The organism is Ruegeria sp. BG7, from assembly GCF_056535685.1.
This window is the reverse complement of sequence record NZ_JBQFIU010000001.1, coordinates 98,747-113,526: the sequence shown is the minus strand read 5'-3', so window position 1 is coordinate 113,526 and position 14,780 is coordinate 98,747. Positions and strand designations below refer to the sequence as shown.

Here is a 14,780-nt window from a genome sequence, read left to right as displayed (position 1 = left end):
GGGGCAACAATGAACGACATGACACGAGTGGAGAGAGCCGTGGACTCCAAAGACATCAAGATCAACGCCAAAAAGGTTCAGGTCTATTACGGCGACACTCACGCCATCAAAGACGTGGATGTTGCGATTGAAGACAAGACTGTGACCGCCTTTATCGGCCCGTCGGGCTGCGGCAAATCCACGTTTCTGCGCTGTCTGAACCGGATGAACGACACCATCGACATCTGCCGGGTCGAAGGCGATATCCTACTGGATGGCGAAGACATCTATGACAAGCGCGTCGACCCGGTTCAGTTGCGCGCCAAGGTGGGAATGGTGTTCCAAAAGCCGAACCCGTTCCCCAAGTCGATCTATGACAACGTGGCCTATGGCCCACGCATTCACGGCCTTGCAAAGAACAAGGCAGAACTGGATGAAATCGTTGAAAAATCCCTGCGTCGTGGCGCTATCTGGGATGAGGTCAAGGACCGTCTGGATGCGCCTGGCACAGGTCTGTCAGGTGGTCAGCAACAGCGTCTTTGCATCGCCCGTGCCGTGGCGACTGAACCGGAAGTTCTGCTGATGGACGAACCGTGTTCCGCCTTGGACCCGATTGCAACCGCGCAAGTTGAAGAACTGATTGACGAGCTGCGCTCGCGCTATTCGGTGGTGATTGTGACCCACTCGATGCAGCAGGCCGCACGTGTCAGCCAGAAAACTGCCTTCTTCCATCTGGGAAACCTGGTCGAGTTCGGGGAAACCGGCCAGATCTTCACCAACCCCGTAGATCCGCGCACGGAAAGCTACATCACCGGCCGCATCGGCTGAGCACAGGTATTCAGAAATGTCCGATTTGAGCGAACAACATATTGCATCCGTATTCGATCGCGATCTCGAGGCGATCCAAGCGCATATCATGAAGATGGGCGGCCTTGTCGAAGCCGCCATCATGAGCGCCGCGCGCTCGCTAGAGACCCGCGATGTGGAACTGGCGCAAGAAGTGCGACAGGGCGACAAAGCCATCGATGCGCTGGAAGATATCATCGACGAGGAAACCGCGCGCCTGATCGCACTACGTGCGCCCACAGCCAGCGACTTGCGGTTGGTTCTGTCTGTCCTGAAAGTCTCGGGCAATCTTGAGCGGATCGGTGATTATGCCAAGAACATCGCCAAACGTACCACGGTGCTGGTCGATGCGGGCGAGATCAACGGAAGTGCTGCAGCCCTGCGTCGTATGGCGCGCGAGGTCGAACGGATGCTGCGCGATGCGCTGGACGCCTATATTCAGCGTGACGCAGAACTGGCGACTGATGTCATCAATCGCGATGAAGAAGTGGATCAGATGTACAATGGGCTGTTCCGTGAGTTCCTGACCTTCATGGCCGAGGATCCGCGCAATATCTCCTCCTGTATGCACCTGCATTTCATCGCAAAAAATATCGAGCGCATGGGCGATCACGTCACTTCGATTGCCGAGCAAGTGGTCTATCTGGTTACCGGGGAACGCCCAACCGAGGCTCGACCCAAGGCCGACACCACGTCGCAAACCGTGTAGGAGACGACCGAAATGTCCGCAGATCAACCGACAGTTCTGGTGGTTGAGGATGAACTGGCCCAACGCGAAGTGCTGGCCTACAACCTCGAAGCAGAAGGGTTTCGCGTCTCGAAAGCCGCCAGCGGCGACGAGGCCATGTTGCTGGTGGATGAAGATTGCCCCGACATCATCGTTCTGGATTGGATGATGCCGAACCTCAGCGGCATCGAAGTTTGCCGCCGCCTAAAAAGCCGGCCCGAGACGCGTTCAATTCCGATCATCATGCTGTCGGCGCGCACTGAAGAAGTCGACAAGGTGCGTGGTTTGGAAACCGGTGCGGATGACTATGTGGTCAAACCTTATTCTGTTGTCGAACTGATGGCGCGCGTTCGCACACAACTTCGCCGGGTTCGTCCAGCTACCGTTGGCATTCGGCTGGAGTTCGACGATATCGTTCTGGATTCTGAGACGCACAAAGTGAGCCGCGACAGCAAGCCTCTGAAACTTGGTCCAACCGAGTTCCGGCTGCTCAGCACCTTCATGGAAAAGCCGGGCAGGGTCTGGAGCCGTGAGCAACTTCTGGACCGTGTCTGGGGCCGCGACATCTATGTCGACACAAGAACGGTTGATGTTCACATTGGACGTTTGCGCAAAGCCTTGACGCAACACGGTGGAGAAGATCCCGTTCGCACGGTACGCGGCGCTGGATACGCACTCGGCTGAAGTTGGGGCAGAACTGAAGTTTTCCGAATTAAAGTTATCCAAAGCACGTCGTATGAAATTCCACGTGCACTGTGTTTTACCGTTATAAACCTGTTAGTTGAAACACTCAGTTGTGGTTCCTCAGATAAGATCAATATATCGTGTAATTGGTATTATGGTAATATAACAGAAGTAGCTTGTCTAACGTTACGCACACGTACACTGTTTCTGTACTGGCTTTAAGCGTTCAGGAACGTAAATGAACTTCAAAGATAAAACAGTTGTTGTAACAGGTGCCGCGCATGGCATTGGTCGTGGATTGGCCGAACGGTTTGCGCATGAAGGCGCGCGTGTTGTGTGTTCGGACATCAACCAAGACGGTGCACAATCTCTGGCAGCTCAGTTAAATGGACATGCGTTTCCCTGTGATGTTTCCAGCGAGGACCAAATCAAGGCGTTGATCGACTTTACCGAAGACACTGTCGGCCCAATCGATTTGTTCTGCGCAAATGCCGGAATTTTGACGCTAGGTGGAATCGAAACTGCGGATGAAGACTGGGACCGCATCTGGAAAATCAATGTGATGTCACATGTTTGGACAGCGCGACATCTGGTTCCCCGTATGATTGCGCGCGGCGGCGGATATATACTGACGACCGCCTCGGCTGCCGGTTTGCTAAATCAACCAGGCGCGGCTCCATACGCTGTCAGTAAACACGCAGCTGTTGGATTTGCCGAATGGCTTGCGCTGACATACGGATCACAAGGTTTAAAAGTCTCGGTTTTGTGCCCGCAAGCGGTCCGTTCGAAGATGACCGAAGGACATGAAGTCTCGGTGGCGTCCATCGACGGAATGCTGGAACCGACTGACGTTGCCGAAGCCTGCGTCAAAGCCATACAAGCCGAACAGTTTCTTGTACTGCCGCATCCACAAGTTCTGGATTACATGCAGCTCAAAACTGCGGACTATGACAGGTGGCTATCCGGAATGTCTAAGTTACATCAGAAGTTTAATAGCCAATCTTAGCGTTTGGGATGAGCCTTGCGCATCAACCCTTCCTGAGCGACAGATGCCACCAAAGTCCCATCTTCAGAGTAGATTGAGCCTCGATTAAAGCTACGTCCCTGCCCTGTCCAAGGCGAGTCCATCACATAGAGGTGCCAATTCTGAAACTGAACAGGTGCATGGAACCAAAGCGTGTGGTCAAGACTCGCGCCATTGAATTCGCCGCTAAACCAGCTCAGGCCATGGGGGCGCAAGCCTGAAGACATGAGGTTCATATCGGATGCATAGGCCAGTAAAAGATGCTGCGTTTTCGCGTCGGCCGAAGCCGCTGCAGCCATACGAAACCAGGTCTGGTTCCGGTCGTCAGAAACTTTTGGCGTAAACGGATCCAAAGGATCCACATCGCGCACCTCGATCGGGCGTTCACGCAGTAACTCACCGCGCAAGCGCTCGGGCACACGGTCAACATAGGATTGCCGCAGCTCGGAGCGGGACAGGTAGGTTTCGGGTGCCTTCACAGATGGCATTGGATGCTGATGGTCCCAACCTTCGTCCTGAACATGGAAGGACGCAGACATGTTCAGAATTTGTTTGCCGTGCTGAATGGCAACCACGCGACGCGTTGTGAAAGAACCTCCATCTCGCGCCCTATCAACCTGATAAATAACAGGTATTTCAGGATCGCCCGGTCGGATAAAATAGGCATGAAGAGAATGGCACAAGCGGTCTTCAACTGTCCGATACGCGGCTGCCAAAGCCTGTGCAATGACTTGTCCGCCAAAGATACGTGTCGGCGTTTCACCACCCGAACCCGTGCCTCGGAACAAATCAACTTCCAGTCGTTCAATATCCAGAAGATCAAGTAAGACACGTTCCGCTTCGTTCATTTTAAGCCTGTAAAGTTAGGTAATCGCGCCTTGGGTACCAGCCCGGTTAAGATCATTCAATCATGGCCGCATGAACCAGTGCCTTAAGCTCAGCACGGGATGGGTATGAGCTGGATGGCGACAACTGGGTGAAGAAAACGGCCGTCAGGTCGTTCTGCCAATCGATCCAGAAATAGGTCGAAGCCATCCCGCCCCAACTGAAATCCCCAATCGAACCGGGCACCCGGACACGTCCGGGATTCAATACAACCGACCCTGCAAGGCCAAAACCCATCCCTTCCATTGGTTGTTCAGCAAAACTTTTTGGCCCCATCGAGGCGATGTCCCCCGGCAAATGATTGCGCATCATGAACTCGATGGTCTTTGGCCCAAGCAGGCGCTGGCCGTTACCAATACCGCGATTACGCAGCATATTTGCGAACTTTGCGTAGTCATCAAGCGTCGAGATCAGCCCGCCGCCGCCTGAAAACGTCGTGGTTTCGAAGAACGGTGATCCGGCACAACTATCGACCAATCGCAGGCTCTCATCACCTTGATTGGCTGAGTTCAGCGCCATGGCGTCCCCAGCAAGGGGTGTGTAGAGCGAGGCAAATCGGTCCCCTGCCCCAGATGACACCGTAAAACCGGTCTCGCGCATGCCCAACGGTTCAAAGATATGCTGTTCAAAGAACTTCGCTAGCGTCTGCCCAGAGACAACCTCGATCACCCGGCCCAGAACATCGGTGCCGACCGAATATTCCCAGCGGGTGCCTGGTTGAAATGCGAGCGGAAGACCAGCCAAATCGTGCACACGATCTGCCAGAAGCCCTTGATTTGGCTTGAACATGAGATCCTGCTCATCCATAGCTTCGGGCAGAATTCCAGGGTTGAACGGATAGCTGAAACCGCTGGTGTGCGTCAGCAACTGATGCAGAGTTGGTGCTGGGGTATCTTCGGTCTGATCTATGGATTTGGCTTCTGGAACAAGCGCTCGTATCTCTTTGAATTCAGGTAAGAAGTCGGACAATGGGGCGTCCAAATGAAACAGACCGCGTTCCACCAACATCATCAAGGCAACGGATGTAATCGGCTTTGTCATCGAATAGATGCGCACCAACGTATCACGCTCAAATGGCAGATCGTTTTCCACTGACCTGAGACCACTTGCATGAAAGAACGCTTCGGACCCGTTTTGACGAAGTAAAAACGAGGATCCTGCGTACTTCCTTTGCTCGACATAGCTATCCATCCAGACCCGAATTCGATCCAGGCGCGACTGATCAAACATCACTGGCTGTAGAGGCATAAGACCTTCTTTCATCAGATTAGCTTTTTTGAGTGTGTCGGTTTGAAGCCTGAGTTAACAGCGAAAATTTAACTTACCCATGGTTTCGCCTCAGACGACGCAAGCTTGCCCTGCATTGAAGTGTTAGACTGCGGCTATCTCGGATTCGCAGTGTGATGATCCGAACAGAGCCTCGAAGCGGATGGAAGGGATCACCATGACGCAAAGCATTGATTTCGTTTACGACTTTTGCAGCCCAAATGCCTTTCTGGCTCACAAAGTGCTGCCGGATCTGGCCGCGCAATACGATATTGAGATTAATTACGTTCCTGTTCTTCTGCCGATCGTCTTCAAGGCGACCCACAATCAAAGCCCGTTTCAAGCGTTTTCGGAAAACCGTCAGAAAACCGCCTATTTGACCCATGACCTTCACCGCTTTGCGCGGCGACGTGGGTTGAGTTTTCACATGAGCCCGCATTTCCCTATGAACACCAAATTCGCAATGCGCGGAGCTCATTTTGCGAAAGGTAAATCTTGGGAGACCAAGTACATAAACGCGATTTTTGATGCGATTTGGGTGCATGGGCAAAAGGTCGACGAACTGGCGGTGCTTGTCGACATCCTGCACGAAAACGAATTGCCTGTGCGCAAAATCCGTGAAGCCATGACCGGCCCCGATGTCAAACAAGACCTGAAAGATCAAACCAAGGCCAATGTTCGCCGCGGCGTTTTTGGCGTGCCTACCGTGTTCGTCGGGACCGAGATGTTTTTTGGCAAGAACAGCCTGCCGAACGTAAAGGTAGAGTTAGAGAGAGCACAAAGCGATTGATTTCCAAGGCTTACACAGTCAATTGAATGTGCTTCGCAGCGCCTCCAGCCCGTGCCGCGCAAACAGTGGAACGTAGGCACCATAGGCCTTGGCCCGCTCCGGGTCCGAGGCATTTCCGTCCAAAGCGCGCTTGTAGACGCCCTGCAAAATGCCGGCCATTCGAAAGAAGTTGAAGGCCAGGTAGAACCCGAAGTTGTCAATGCCCGGCAAACTCCGTCGCTTGCAATATTGGGCGACAAAATCCTGATCACTGGGCAGACCCAGGCTGGCGCGATCTATCCCCGCCAGACCCCGCCCCTGTTTGCCCGGTGGCAGCTGCCATTGCATGATCACGGCGGCCAGATCCGCATATGGATGGCCAATTGTTGACAATTCCCAATCCAACACTCCAATGCAATCCGTGCCGTCCGGCGCAAACATCAGGTTGTCGATGCGATAATCCCCGTGCACCAAGGTGCGCTGCCCATCATCCGCGGGAACTGAACTTTCAAGTTCGGATGCCAAAGCATCCATGTCTTCAATCACCGACGTTTCGGACGCGCGATATTGCTTGGTCCAACGCGATATCTGCCTCTCGTAGTAGTTACCAGCAGGTCCAAAATCGGACAGACCGACAGCATCGATGTCGACCATATGCAAACCGGCAAGCACCCGGTTCATTTCATTCAACACAGCAGTGCGCGTTTCATTGCTTTCGCCTTGCAGGGTTGGTTCGGGAAAGACCCTGCCGTGCAAACGTTCCATCACGTAAAACGCTGAACCGATTACAGTGTCATCTTCGCACAACAGGAACATTTCAGGCACCGGAACCTGACTGCCTGACAGCGCGCGTTGCACTCTGAACTCGCGGTCAACAGCATGGGCTGATTTCAGCAGCACACCCGGAGGTTTTCGCCGCAGCACATAGGCGGCTTCGGGCGATCGAAGCTCAAATGTCGGGTTGGACTGCCCAACCGTGAATTTGGTTGCCTCCAACGGTCCTTTGTATCCTGAAAGATGCGCGCTGAGATACGTATCCACGGCAGCCAGATCGAGATTGGTGTCATTGCTCATGGCTTATCTTCCGATCACAAGGCTTCTGCAAAAATATTACCAGCCGTCACCACATTGATCCCGCCGGAAACCGGAATTACGGCTCCGGTCACATAGCTGCCGCCCCGGCCGCACAGAAACAGCATGCACCCTGCAATGTCTTCGTCACGTCCGACCCGGCCCAGCGGGACGGATTTTCCAACTTTGTCCCGTGTGGTCTCATCCGCTGTGGCAAACGCTGTCATCCGGGATACAAACGGCCCCGGTGCCAGTGCGTTGACGGTGATGTGGTATGGAGAAAGCTCTTTTGCCATGATCTTTGTCAGATGCAGAACCGCAGCTTTAGACGCCGAATAGCTATAGGCCCCGTCCCCCATGGGCACTTCACCCATCACAGACCCCACATTGACAACACGGGCGGGATCGTCGGCGGTTCCCGATTTCATAAGCAAGGGTAAAAGCCTTTGGGTCAGTTCGAATATCCCCGTCACATTGACAGACATCACCTTGTCCCAGGCGTCATAAGGAAACTGCCCCAGTGGCGCACCCCACGATACACCCGAGTTATTCATAAGAATATCAAGCGTTTCTGTTCGCTTCTGAATGTCAGATACAAGGTTGGCTATACCGGCCTCGCTACCTATGTCGCCTGCAAAGCCCTCGGCGTGTCCCGGCGCATCCAACGCGTTCAGCTCAGCCGCAACCTCGGCGCAGGCGTCCCCTTTGCGCGAGGCGATCAAAACGCGCGCGCCTGCTCGCACGAGCGCCTCGGCCGCCATACGCCCGATGCCTGTTGCGCCACCTGTGACAAGTGCGGTTTTGCCCTCAAGCGAAAATAGGGTGTCTGGCGTCATTCTGGTGCTCCTCACTATTGTTGATGCCGGTCAGAGCTTGCCGTGATCCACCTGTTACCGTTACGGCAGGCGGTCGTCGTTCACGTTGACAAACTTTAAAGCGGCACCAAAACTTCCCAAAGACACGTTACAGGCTGAACAGAGGTCGTATGCAAGCATTACTCAGCGTCGCACCGGGCGGACCCGAAACACTGGAGCTGACCACCCTGCCCGACCCTCAACCTGGAAAAGGCCAACTTTTGGTTGCTGTTAAAGCTGCAGGTGTGAACTTTCCCGATACATTGATCATCCGGGACTTGTATCAGATTAAACCGCCACGCCCCTTTGCTCCCGGCGGTGAGATCGCAGGCGAAGTGCTGGCATTGGGCGAAAACGTAACTGGATTTGAGGTCGGCGATCGCATTCTTGCCCTTACAGGGCATGATGGCTTTGCGACCCACGCGACGATCCGGGCGGACACTGCCATCAAAATTCCTGAGAGCATGCCATATGAAGACGCTGCTTGTTTCATTTTCACCTATGGCACCTCCTATCACGCACTTAAAGACCGGGCTGACCTGAAGACAGGCGAAACACTATTGGTGTTAGGCGCAGCCGGTGGTGTTGGATCTGCTGCCATTGAACTTGGTAAAGCCATGGGTGCCAAAGTGATCGCGGGCGTTTCATCGTCTGAAAAGGCCGCGTTTTGCCGCCAGATTGGAGCAGATGAGGTCATCATCTATCCGCATGATTTGGACAAAGACGCGCAAAAGGCTTTCTCTGCCGAGGTCAAGAAAATCGCCGGACCCAATGGGGTGGATGTCGTTTATGATGCGGTGGGTGGTGCTCTGGCCGAACCATCCTTGCGCTGCATGGCGTGGAATGGGCGCTATCTTGTGGTTGGATTTCCGGCAGGAATTCCCAAAATCCCCCTAAATCTGCCTTTGTTGAAAGGATGCCAGATCGTGGGCGTCTTTTGGGGTGCGTCCGTTTTCCGCGACCCCAAGGGTCATGCTCGGAATATTTCTGATCTGTTCGCCCTTCATGCATCCGGGGCAATAAAACCCCGTATCAGTGCCCGGTTTCCCCTGGCACGCGCCTCTGAGGCGCTTGAGCAGATGTCACAGCGATCTGTGCTTGGAAAACTGGTCATAACGATGGAATGAGCTAAACCCGAAAATACAGCTTTTGTACAAGTCTTGCACCAAAGCCGCAGGCGAAGCTTTGTTGTGTGAAGCCAGGTAGACAACTCGGCCTTTAGATGTCTATGAACCACTAATGGGGATTGTGAAGACATGCATAAAGTACTGGTATTAAACGGCCCGAACCTCAACTTGCTTGGCACGCGTCAACCTGAGGTCTACGGCAGCACAACTCTGCATATGATCGAAGAACAATGCGTGCAGCATGGCGCGTCTGTTGGGCTGGATGTCACGCATCTGCAATCCAACCACGAAGGTGTGTTGCTTGACGCAATCCATGCCGCGCGTGGCGTGCAATCAGGCCTTGTTCTGAACGCCGGTGCCTTTACACACACATCGATTGCGTTGATGGACGCGATTGCCTCGGTCGAACTGCCATTGGTTGAGGTACATCTTTCCAATATTCATGCCCGCGAACCGTTCCGGCACAAATCCTATATCGCGCCGGTTGCTCTGGGTCAGATCTGCGGGTTCGGTGCGAAAGGTTACATTCTGGCTCTGGATGCACTGGCTGCGCATTTGAAAGCAGGTGGCGCGGCATGACACTCAACGAATATCTGCGGTACGTCAGCTATACTAAGACCATGGAAGACCTGTGGGATGCGCATTGTCGTCAAATGGGAAAATTCGGGTTCGATCGCCTGATCTATGGATATACGGTCTACAGAACGGCGACGTCTTTGGGCGACCCCGAAGATTTTGTTATTCTGACCAATCACAAGCGCGCTTATGTGGACGGGTTCCTGAAGGGCGGCCTTTATTTTCATGCTCCCATGTTGAAATGGGCATTGGACAATGAAGGCGCTGCCAGTTGGAAAATGATTCAGGACATGAACGCCAGCGGAACTTTGACGAACGAAGAACGCAAAGTGTTCGAGTTCAACAAGTCCATGGGTGTTGTGGCTGGCTATACAGTCAGTTTCAACTCTGTCTCCATGCGGTCCAAAGGCGCAATCTCACTTTCTGCTCAAAACGGGATGAGCCAGGAAGAGATCGACGCAGTCTGGCAAGAGCATGGCGAGGACATTCTTTTGATGAACAACGTCGCGCATCTGAAAATTCTCACTTTGCCCTTCAGCCCTCCAAACCGTGCTTTGACGAAACGGCAGCGAGAAGCTTTGCAATGGGTTGGCGACGGCAAAACCACACAAGACATCGCGTTGCTGATGGGGCTGACTTCTGCCACGGTTGAAAAGCACCTCCGACTCGCGCGCGAGGCATTGTCGGTCGAAACCACGGCACAAGCCGTTCTCAAGGCATCGCTACACAACCAGATGTTCATAATGGAAGCCTGACCGCTAGATTTTGACGCTATCTCGCGTCAGTTTACCCTAGGTAAGGAAATCACTACTTTTCAAATCCGGCGAAAAAGTTGCAAAGTGAGAGTGTTCCGTGAGTGGTGGCTTTAGCCAGGGAACATTCGATTGGATCTTTGCAATTTCAGAGCTCTCCGATCACTCTGACAAGGGGGCGCCTATTTGTCCGCGTACCTGTGTCGGAATTTTGGGGGGCCCCGACCATCCCCATCAAGCGGGGCCCTCCATATCATCCTCAGACGACAAAAAAGCACACGTTCAGCGCGTATTAATTTGCGCGAACAAAAAGGGCTACGCACAGCGTAACCCTTTCGTTTTGCAGAGATAAGGCCCCAAGTGGAGCCTTTCCCGATAGCGTGCTTAGCCCTGAGCGGCCTTGGCAACTTCGGCTGCGAAGTCTTCTTTTTCGACCACGATGCCTTCGCCAACTTCCAGACGGATAAAGCCAGTGATGGTTGCGCCCGCTTCTTTGGCCGCTGCTTCTACGGTCAGGTCAGGGTTCACAACGAACGACTGGTTCAGCAGGGTCGATTCGGCGACGAATTTCTTCATACGGCCTTCGATCATCTTCTCGATCACCTGCTCCGGCTTGCCGGACTCGCGGGCAATGTCCATCTGAACCTGCTTTTCTTTTTCGACAACAGCCGGATCCATGTCGGCCTCAGACAGAGCAGCAGGGTTCACAGCTGCGATGTGCATCGCAACCTGCTTGCCGATGGCTTCGTCGCCGCCCGACAGTGCAACCAGAACGCCGATTTTGCCCATGCCGTTGGTGGCCGCATTGTGGACGTAGGACACAACAGTGTCGCCCGACAGTTTGGACATACGGCGTACCGACATGTTTTCGCCGATGGTGGCGATCTTGTCGGTGATGGTGTCTGCAACGGATTTTCCACCCAGATCAGCAGCCAGCAGAGCTTCGACATTGTCGACGCCTTCAGCAGCGTAGGTAATCTTGCCAACCATTTCCTGGAACTCAGCGTTCTTCGCGACAAAGTCGGTTTCCGAGTTCACTTCGACAGCAACACCGTTGCCACCGTTCACGTGAACTGCAACCAGACCTTCTGCTGCGGTACGGCCCGATTTCTTGGCCGCTTTGGCCAGGCCCTTGGTGCGCAGCCAGTCAACGGCTTCGTCCATGTTGCCGCCGGTTTCGGTCAGCGCTTTTTTTGCGTCCATCATGCCTGCGCCGGTCGAGTCGCGCAGTTCTTTAACCATTGCTGCTGTGATTGCCATCTTTTGGCTCTCCTCAATTCAAACGGAATTGGGGCAGGTCTACCCTGCCCCATATGTCAATTACGTGACGGGCAGCTTACGCTTCAGCAGGTGTTTCTGCTTCGGCAGGCGCTTCTTCAGCAACGGCTTCTTCAACCGGTGCTTCTTCAAAGGCACCCAGATCAACGCCAGCAGCACCCATCTGAGCGGTCATGCCGTCCAGAGCGGCACGTGCGGCCAGGTCGCAATACAGCGAGATTGCGCGCGCTGCGTCGTCGTTGCCGGGGATGATGTAGTCAACACCATCGGGCGAGCAGTTGGTGTCGACAACAGCCACAACCGGGATACCCAGCTTGTTGGCTTCGGCGATGGCCAGTGCTTCTTTTTTGACGTCGATGACGAACAGCAGGTCAGGAACGCCGCCCATCTCACGGATACCGCCCAGCGAAGCTTGCAGCTTGGCCTGGTCACGTTCCATGCCCAGACGCTCTTTCTTGGTCAGGCCTTCGGCGCCCGATTCCATGGCTTCGTCGATCTGGTTCAGACGGTTGATCGACTGGGAAACGGTTTTCCAGTTGGTCAGCGTGCCGCCCAGCCAGCGGTGGTTCATGTAGTACTGAGCCGACTTTTCAGCCGCTTCAGCGATCGGGCCAGCGGCCTGACGCTTGGTACCAACAAACAGAACGCGGCCACCTTTGGCAACGGTGTCACGAACAGCCTGCAGAGCCTGGTCCAGCATCGGAACGGTCTGGGTCAGGTCCATGATGTGGATGCCATTGCGCGAGCCGTAGATGAACGGGCCCATGCGGGGATTCCAACGCTGTGTCTGGTGACCAAAGTGAACGCCAGCTTCCAGCAGCTGACGCATGGAGAACTCGGGAAGAGCCATGCTATTTTCCTTTTCCGGTTTACGCCTGGGCGGGGGTGAAAGAAGCGGATGCTCCAACCGGCGGTCTTGATGAGGATGTCTCCCTCAAAAAGCCCAAACCCCGCCTGCGGGTTTGAATGGCGCGCGTATACGGCAGGTTTTGATGCAGTGCAAGGGCCAATTGCCCTTATTTTTCAAGCAAAGCCAAAGCATGGGCGTGCCTGACCGCCTCTTCGCAATGTGCCGCCAGTGCCTTTCGGTTTTCAAAGTCACTAACCTTTGCCGGAGCGTGATAAATCAGCTCAACAGAACCCTGCCTGCGCGCCCCAAGTGTCTTGAGCAAATGCGGGCCGAATTCCATATCGCCCCACCAGCCGTAAAACCGTTTGGGTTGCTTTTGGGGCGCATGAAAAACAACCGAAACCGGTTGGATATACATGAAGTCGCGCAACTCATCTGCGAAGAACGCAGCGAAAAGCGTTGTTTTGAATGGCAAAACCCGCAATCCATCCGTCGAAGTACCTTCGGGAAAGAACAACAGCTTGTGGCCCGCTTTCAGGCGGGTCTCGAACAGTTTGGTCTGTTCTTTGGCTTTTGCACGATCCCGTTGGATGAACACGGTGCCGGTGGCGCGGGCCAACCATCCGATTCCGGGCCATTTCGCGACTTCGGCCTTGGATACAAAATAGACCCTCTTACGCGCGTTCAGGGCAAAAATGTCCAACCAAGAGGTATGATTGGCGACCACCGCCCCCTGCTCTTGCATCAACACGCCAGAGGTTCGGAATCCCATGCCAAGAATGCGAAATGCGTTCCGGCACACAAATTGCGTGATGAAAGGCGTGACGGGTCTGCGCACCCCGCACAACGGATACTCAACCATTCGTACGGCCAAAAGCACGATCAAGCCACCAAAGACCAGAACGGCCAGAGGCAGTCCTCGAAGGAATACCAACAGCCAACCAATCACTCCAAGGTCGATCGGATCGGGTTCATCCTCACTGTTCCAAAGCGGATCGTTCACAGATGTCAGGCCCCGCTGTAGATACGGCGCTGTCGGTCGTTCAAACGCGCAGTGTCAAGTATCAGGCACACATCGGTGGTGTTAAATTTGTGATCGATAAAGGCGCCTTCACCCACAAAACCGCCAAGTCTCAGGTAAGCTTTGATCAAAGCAGGCACCTGAACCATGGCCGCCCGCCTGTCCAAGTCGTCCTTAGCGACCAGATCCATGGATTGAAAAACGTCAGGCTGCGCGCGCACCCGCAATTCGGGCGGAGCCAGATGGTTGTGATGCAACATGGATAAAGGTTGCGCCAGCGTTGTGACGTCCGTGCCGTGAAAGCTTGCGACCCCGAACAGCACTTCGATCTCACGTTCCGTGACATAGGCCGCCAGCCCGTTCCAAAGATGATACATGGCGGTGCCACCACGATAGTCGGGATGCACACAGGACCGGCCCAGTTCCAGCAACTTGCGGCCACTGTTTTTCAAAACCGTCAGATCATATTCATCTTCTGAATAGAATTGGCCCACCTCTGCTGCACGTTCACCCGGTAACATCCTGTAAACGCCAATGATTTCGTCAGTGCCGTCGTCATAGGCCAACATGTGATCGAAATAGGGGTCAAACCGGTCTCTCTCTAACCCCGCCTCGTGATCCACCAAATCGCCACCACCACCGAGTTCACGCACAAAGACGTCATAACGCAGACGTTGCGCAGCCTGCAGCTCTGCCTCGGTTTCGGCCAGCTTGACGGTAAAGGATGGGCCTGTATCCGGCATAATGATGCGTCCGTTTTTCTTTTCGCAGCTGATACCGCAGTTGGCCAATCGAAGGCAACAACTGGCGGTTTGGTCAGAGTTGTTAACCTTTCCTAAACTAGTTTCACGGATCAAAGACCGGCATCAGGGCGATGCGCGTTCCGTCGATTACCACTTTCCCCTGCTCGCGAAAGTTCACGGTGATCTTGCCTGCGATGTTGGATTGAACCTGTCCAACGCCCCATTCGGGAAAATCCGGGTGGCGGACAAACATGCCCGGTGCAAGAATGGCATTCATGTCTGTCATGCGGGGCTCCTGAATCCGGCGGCAGATACAGCAGGAGGTACG

The 14,780-nt window shown here is 54.3% G+C and carries 17 protein-coding genes; 8 read left to right on the top strand and 9 right to left on the bottom strand.

Features of this window, described 5'->3' with window-relative positions:
- The first annotated feature begins 9 nt into the window (after window positions 1–9).
- From pstB to ACR3EH_RS00610, 4 genes are all read left to right on the top strand, one after another.
- Window positions 10–807, top strand: coding sequence for a phosphate ABC transporter ATP-binding protein PstB (pstB, locus tag ACR3EH_RS00625; RefSeq protein WP_171090042.1), 798 nt, complete (start codon window positions 10–12; stop codon window positions 805–807).
- Window positions 808–832: 25 nt separating this feature from the next.
- The gene (gene phoU / locus ACR3EH_RS00620; protein WP_171183636.1) at window positions 833–1,534 is read left to right on the top strand and encodes a phosphate signaling complex protein PhoU; all 702 of its coding nucleotides are present in this window, start codon (window positions 833–835) and stop codon (window positions 1,532–1,534) included.
- Between the two features lie 12 nt (window positions 1,535–1,546).
- Complete coding sequence (phoB, locus tag ACR3EH_RS00615) at window positions 1,547–2,236, top strand: phosphate regulon transcriptional regulator PhoB (protein WP_171090046.1); 690 nt, start codon at window positions 1,547–1,549, stop codon at window positions 2,234–2,236.
- A gap of 238 nt (window positions 2,237–2,474) precedes the next feature.
- Window positions 2,475–3,242 (top strand): SDR family oxidoreductase, encoded by a 768-nt coding sequence (locus tag ACR3EH_RS00610; protein ID WP_171183212.1) that lies wholly within the window; start codon window positions 2,475–2,477, stop codon window positions 3,240–3,242.
- Here the strand turns inward: ACR3EH_RS00610 and ACR3EH_RS00605 are convergent.
- Together ACR3EH_RS00605 and ACR3EH_RS00600 are read right to left on the bottom strand one after the other, a co-directional pair.
- Window positions 3,239–4,108 (bottom strand): acyl-CoA thioesterase, encoded by an 870-nt coding sequence (locus tag ACR3EH_RS00605; protein WP_171183214.1) that lies wholly within the window; start codon window positions 4,106–4,108, stop codon window positions 3,239–3,241. The two genes, ACR3EH_RS00610 and ACR3EH_RS00605, sit on opposite strands and share 4 nt — an antisense overlap.
- Before the next feature lie 52 nt (window positions 4,109–4,160).
- On the bottom strand, window positions 4,161–5,393 hold the full coding sequence (locus ACR3EH_RS00600; protein WP_171183216.1) for a serine hydrolase domain-containing protein: 1,233 nt from the start codon (window positions 5,391–5,393) through the stop codon (window positions 4,161–4,163).
- A 196-nt stretch (window positions 5,394–5,589) separates the two neighbouring features.
- Here ACR3EH_RS00600 and ACR3EH_RS00595 point away from each other — a divergent pair, with 196 nt between their 5' ends.
- Complete coding sequence (locus ACR3EH_RS00595) at window positions 5,590–6,201, top strand: 2-hydroxychromene-2-carboxylate isomerase (protein ID WP_171183218.1); 612 nt, start codon at window positions 5,590–5,592, stop codon at window positions 6,199–6,201.
- 18 nt (window positions 6,202–6,219) lie between these two features.
- Here ACR3EH_RS00595 and ACR3EH_RS00590 read toward each other — a convergent pair whose 3' ends face one another.
- Window positions 6,220–7,254, bottom strand: a complete 1,035-nt coding sequence (locus ACR3EH_RS00590) for a phosphotransferase (RefSeq protein ID WP_171183220.1) — start codon at window positions 7,252–7,254, stop codon at window positions 6,220–6,222.
- Window positions 7,255–7,268: 14 nt separating this feature from the next.
- Window positions 7,269–8,087: an SDR family oxidoreductase gene (locus tag ACR3EH_RS00585; RefSeq protein WP_171183222.1), complete on the bottom strand. Its 819-nt coding sequence runs from the start codon at window positions 8,085–8,087 to the stop codon at window positions 7,269–7,271.
- 149 nt (window positions 8,088–8,236) lie between these two features.
- Here ACR3EH_RS00585 and ACR3EH_RS00580 point away from each other — a divergent pair, with 149 nt between their 5' ends.
- The 3 genes from ACR3EH_RS00580 (at window position 8,237) to ACR3EH_RS00570 (ending at window position 10,563) form a co-directional block, all read left to right on the top strand.
- Window positions 8,237–9,232, top strand: a complete 996-nt coding sequence (locus ACR3EH_RS00580) for an NADPH:quinone oxidoreductase family protein (protein WP_171183224.1) — start codon at window positions 8,237–8,239, stop codon at window positions 9,230–9,232.
- 129 nt (window positions 9,233–9,361) lie between these two features.
- Window positions 9,362–9,811, top strand: coding sequence for a type II 3-dehydroquinate dehydratase (aroQ, locus tag ACR3EH_RS00575; RefSeq protein ID WP_171090062.1), 450 nt, complete (start codon window positions 9,362–9,364; stop codon window positions 9,809–9,811).
- Window positions 9,808–10,563: an autoinducer binding domain-containing protein gene (locus ACR3EH_RS00570; protein WP_171183226.1), complete on the top strand. Its 756-nt coding sequence runs from the start codon at window positions 9,808–9,810 to the stop codon at window positions 10,561–10,563. The genes aroQ and ACR3EH_RS00570 overlap by 4 nt, the downstream gene beginning before the upstream one ends.
- 381 nt (window positions 10,564–10,944) lie before the next feature.
- Here the strand turns inward: ACR3EH_RS00570 and tsf are convergent, their stop codons facing one another.
- From tsf to ACR3EH_RS00545, 5 genes are all read right to left on the bottom strand, one after another.
- Window positions 10,945–11,820, bottom strand: coding sequence for a translation elongation factor Ts (tsf, locus tag ACR3EH_RS00565; RefSeq protein ID WP_171090066.1), 876 nt, complete (start codon window positions 11,818–11,820; stop codon window positions 10,945–10,947).
- A gap of 76 nt (window positions 11,821–11,896) precedes the next feature.
- Window positions 11,897–12,688 carry a 30S ribosomal protein S2 gene (rpsB, locus tag ACR3EH_RS00560; RefSeq protein WP_171090068.1) on the bottom strand — a complete coding sequence of 264 codons (792 nt, stop codon included), beginning with the start codon at window positions 12,686–12,688 and terminating at the stop codon, window positions 11,897–11,899.
- A 166-nt stretch (window positions 12,689–12,854) separates the two neighbouring features.
- A complete protein-coding gene (gene olsA / locus ACR3EH_RS00555) occupies window positions 12,855–13,691 on the bottom strand; it encodes a lyso-ornithine lipid O-acyltransferase (protein ID WP_171675561.1) in 837 nt (278 codons plus the stop codon).
- Window positions 13,692–13,696: 5 nt separating this feature from the next.
- Window positions 13,697–14,452, bottom strand: coding sequence for an L-ornithine N(alpha)-acyltransferase (gene olsB / locus ACR3EH_RS00550; protein WP_171183233.1), 756 nt, complete (start codon window positions 14,450–14,452; stop codon window positions 13,697–13,699).
- Window positions 14,453–14,555: 103 nt separating this feature from the next.
- Window positions 14,556–14,738 carry a DUF3553 domain-containing protein gene (locus ACR3EH_RS00545; RefSeq protein ID WP_050602459.1) on the bottom strand — a complete coding sequence of 61 codons (183 nt, stop codon included), beginning with the start codon at window positions 14,736–14,738 and terminating at the stop codon, window positions 14,556–14,558.
- Window positions 14,739–14,780: the final 42 nt, after the last annotated feature.

What these genes read in the sequence shown, in the direction of transcription:
- pstB (WP_171090042.1), top strand. Translation starts at nt 10, where the DNA reads ATGAACGACATGACACGAGTGGAGAGAGCCGTGGACTCCAAAGACATC.
- phoB (WP_171090046.1), top strand. Translation starts at nt 1,547, where the DNA reads ATGTCCGCAGATCAACCGACAGTTCTGGTGGTTGAGGATGAACTGGCC.
- ACR3EH_RS00610 (WP_171183212.1), top strand. Translation starts at nt 2,475, where the DNA reads ATGAACTTCAAAGATAAAACAGTTGTTGTAACAGGTGCCGCGCATGGC.
- ACR3EH_RS00605 (WP_171183214.1), bottom strand. Translation starts at nt 4,108, where the DNA reads ATGAACGAAGCGGAACGTGTCTTACTTGATCTTCTGGATATTGAACGA.
- ACR3EH_RS00600 (WP_171183216.1), bottom strand. Translation starts at nt 5,393, where the DNA reads ATGCCTCTACAGCCAGTGATGTTTGATCAGTCGCGCCTGGATCGAATT.
- ACR3EH_RS00595 (WP_171183218.1), top strand. Translation starts at nt 5,590, where the DNA reads ATGACGCAAAGCATTGATTTCGTTTACGACTTTTGCAGCCCAAATGCC.
- ACR3EH_RS00590 (WP_171183220.1), bottom strand. Translation starts at nt 7,254, where the DNA reads ATGAGCAATGACACCAATCTCGATCTGGCTGCCGTGGATACGTATCTC.
- ACR3EH_RS00585 (WP_171183222.1), bottom strand. Translation starts at nt 8,087, where the DNA reads ATGACGCCAGACACCCTATTTTCGCTTGAGGGCAAAACCGCACTTGTC.
- ACR3EH_RS00580 (WP_171183224.1), top strand. Translation starts at nt 8,237, where the DNA reads ATGCAAGCATTACTCAGCGTCGCACCGGGCGGACCCGAAACACTGGAG.
- aroQ (WP_171090062.1), top strand. Translation starts at nt 9,362, where the DNA reads ATGCATAAAGTACTGGTATTAAACGGCCCGAACCTCAACTTGCTTGGC.
- ACR3EH_RS00570 (WP_171183226.1), top strand. Translation starts at nt 9,808, where the DNA reads ATGACACTCAACGAATATCTGCGGTACGTCAGCTATACTAAGACCATG.
- tsf (WP_171090066.1), bottom strand. Translation starts at nt 11,820, where the DNA reads ATGGCAATCACAGCAGCAATGGTTAAAGAACTGCGCGACTCGACCGGC.
- rpsB (WP_171090068.1), bottom strand. Translation starts at nt 12,688, where the DNA reads ATGGCTCTTCCCGAGTTCTCCATGCGTCAGCTGCTGGAAGCTGGCGTT.
- olsB (WP_171183233.1), bottom strand. Translation starts at nt 14,452, where the DNA reads ATGCCGGATACAGGCCCATCCTTTACCGTCAAGCTGGCCGAAACCGAG.
- ACR3EH_RS00545 (WP_050602459.1), bottom strand. Translation starts at nt 14,738, where the DNA reads ATGACAGACATGAATGCCATTCTTGCACCGGGCATGTTTGTCCGCCAC.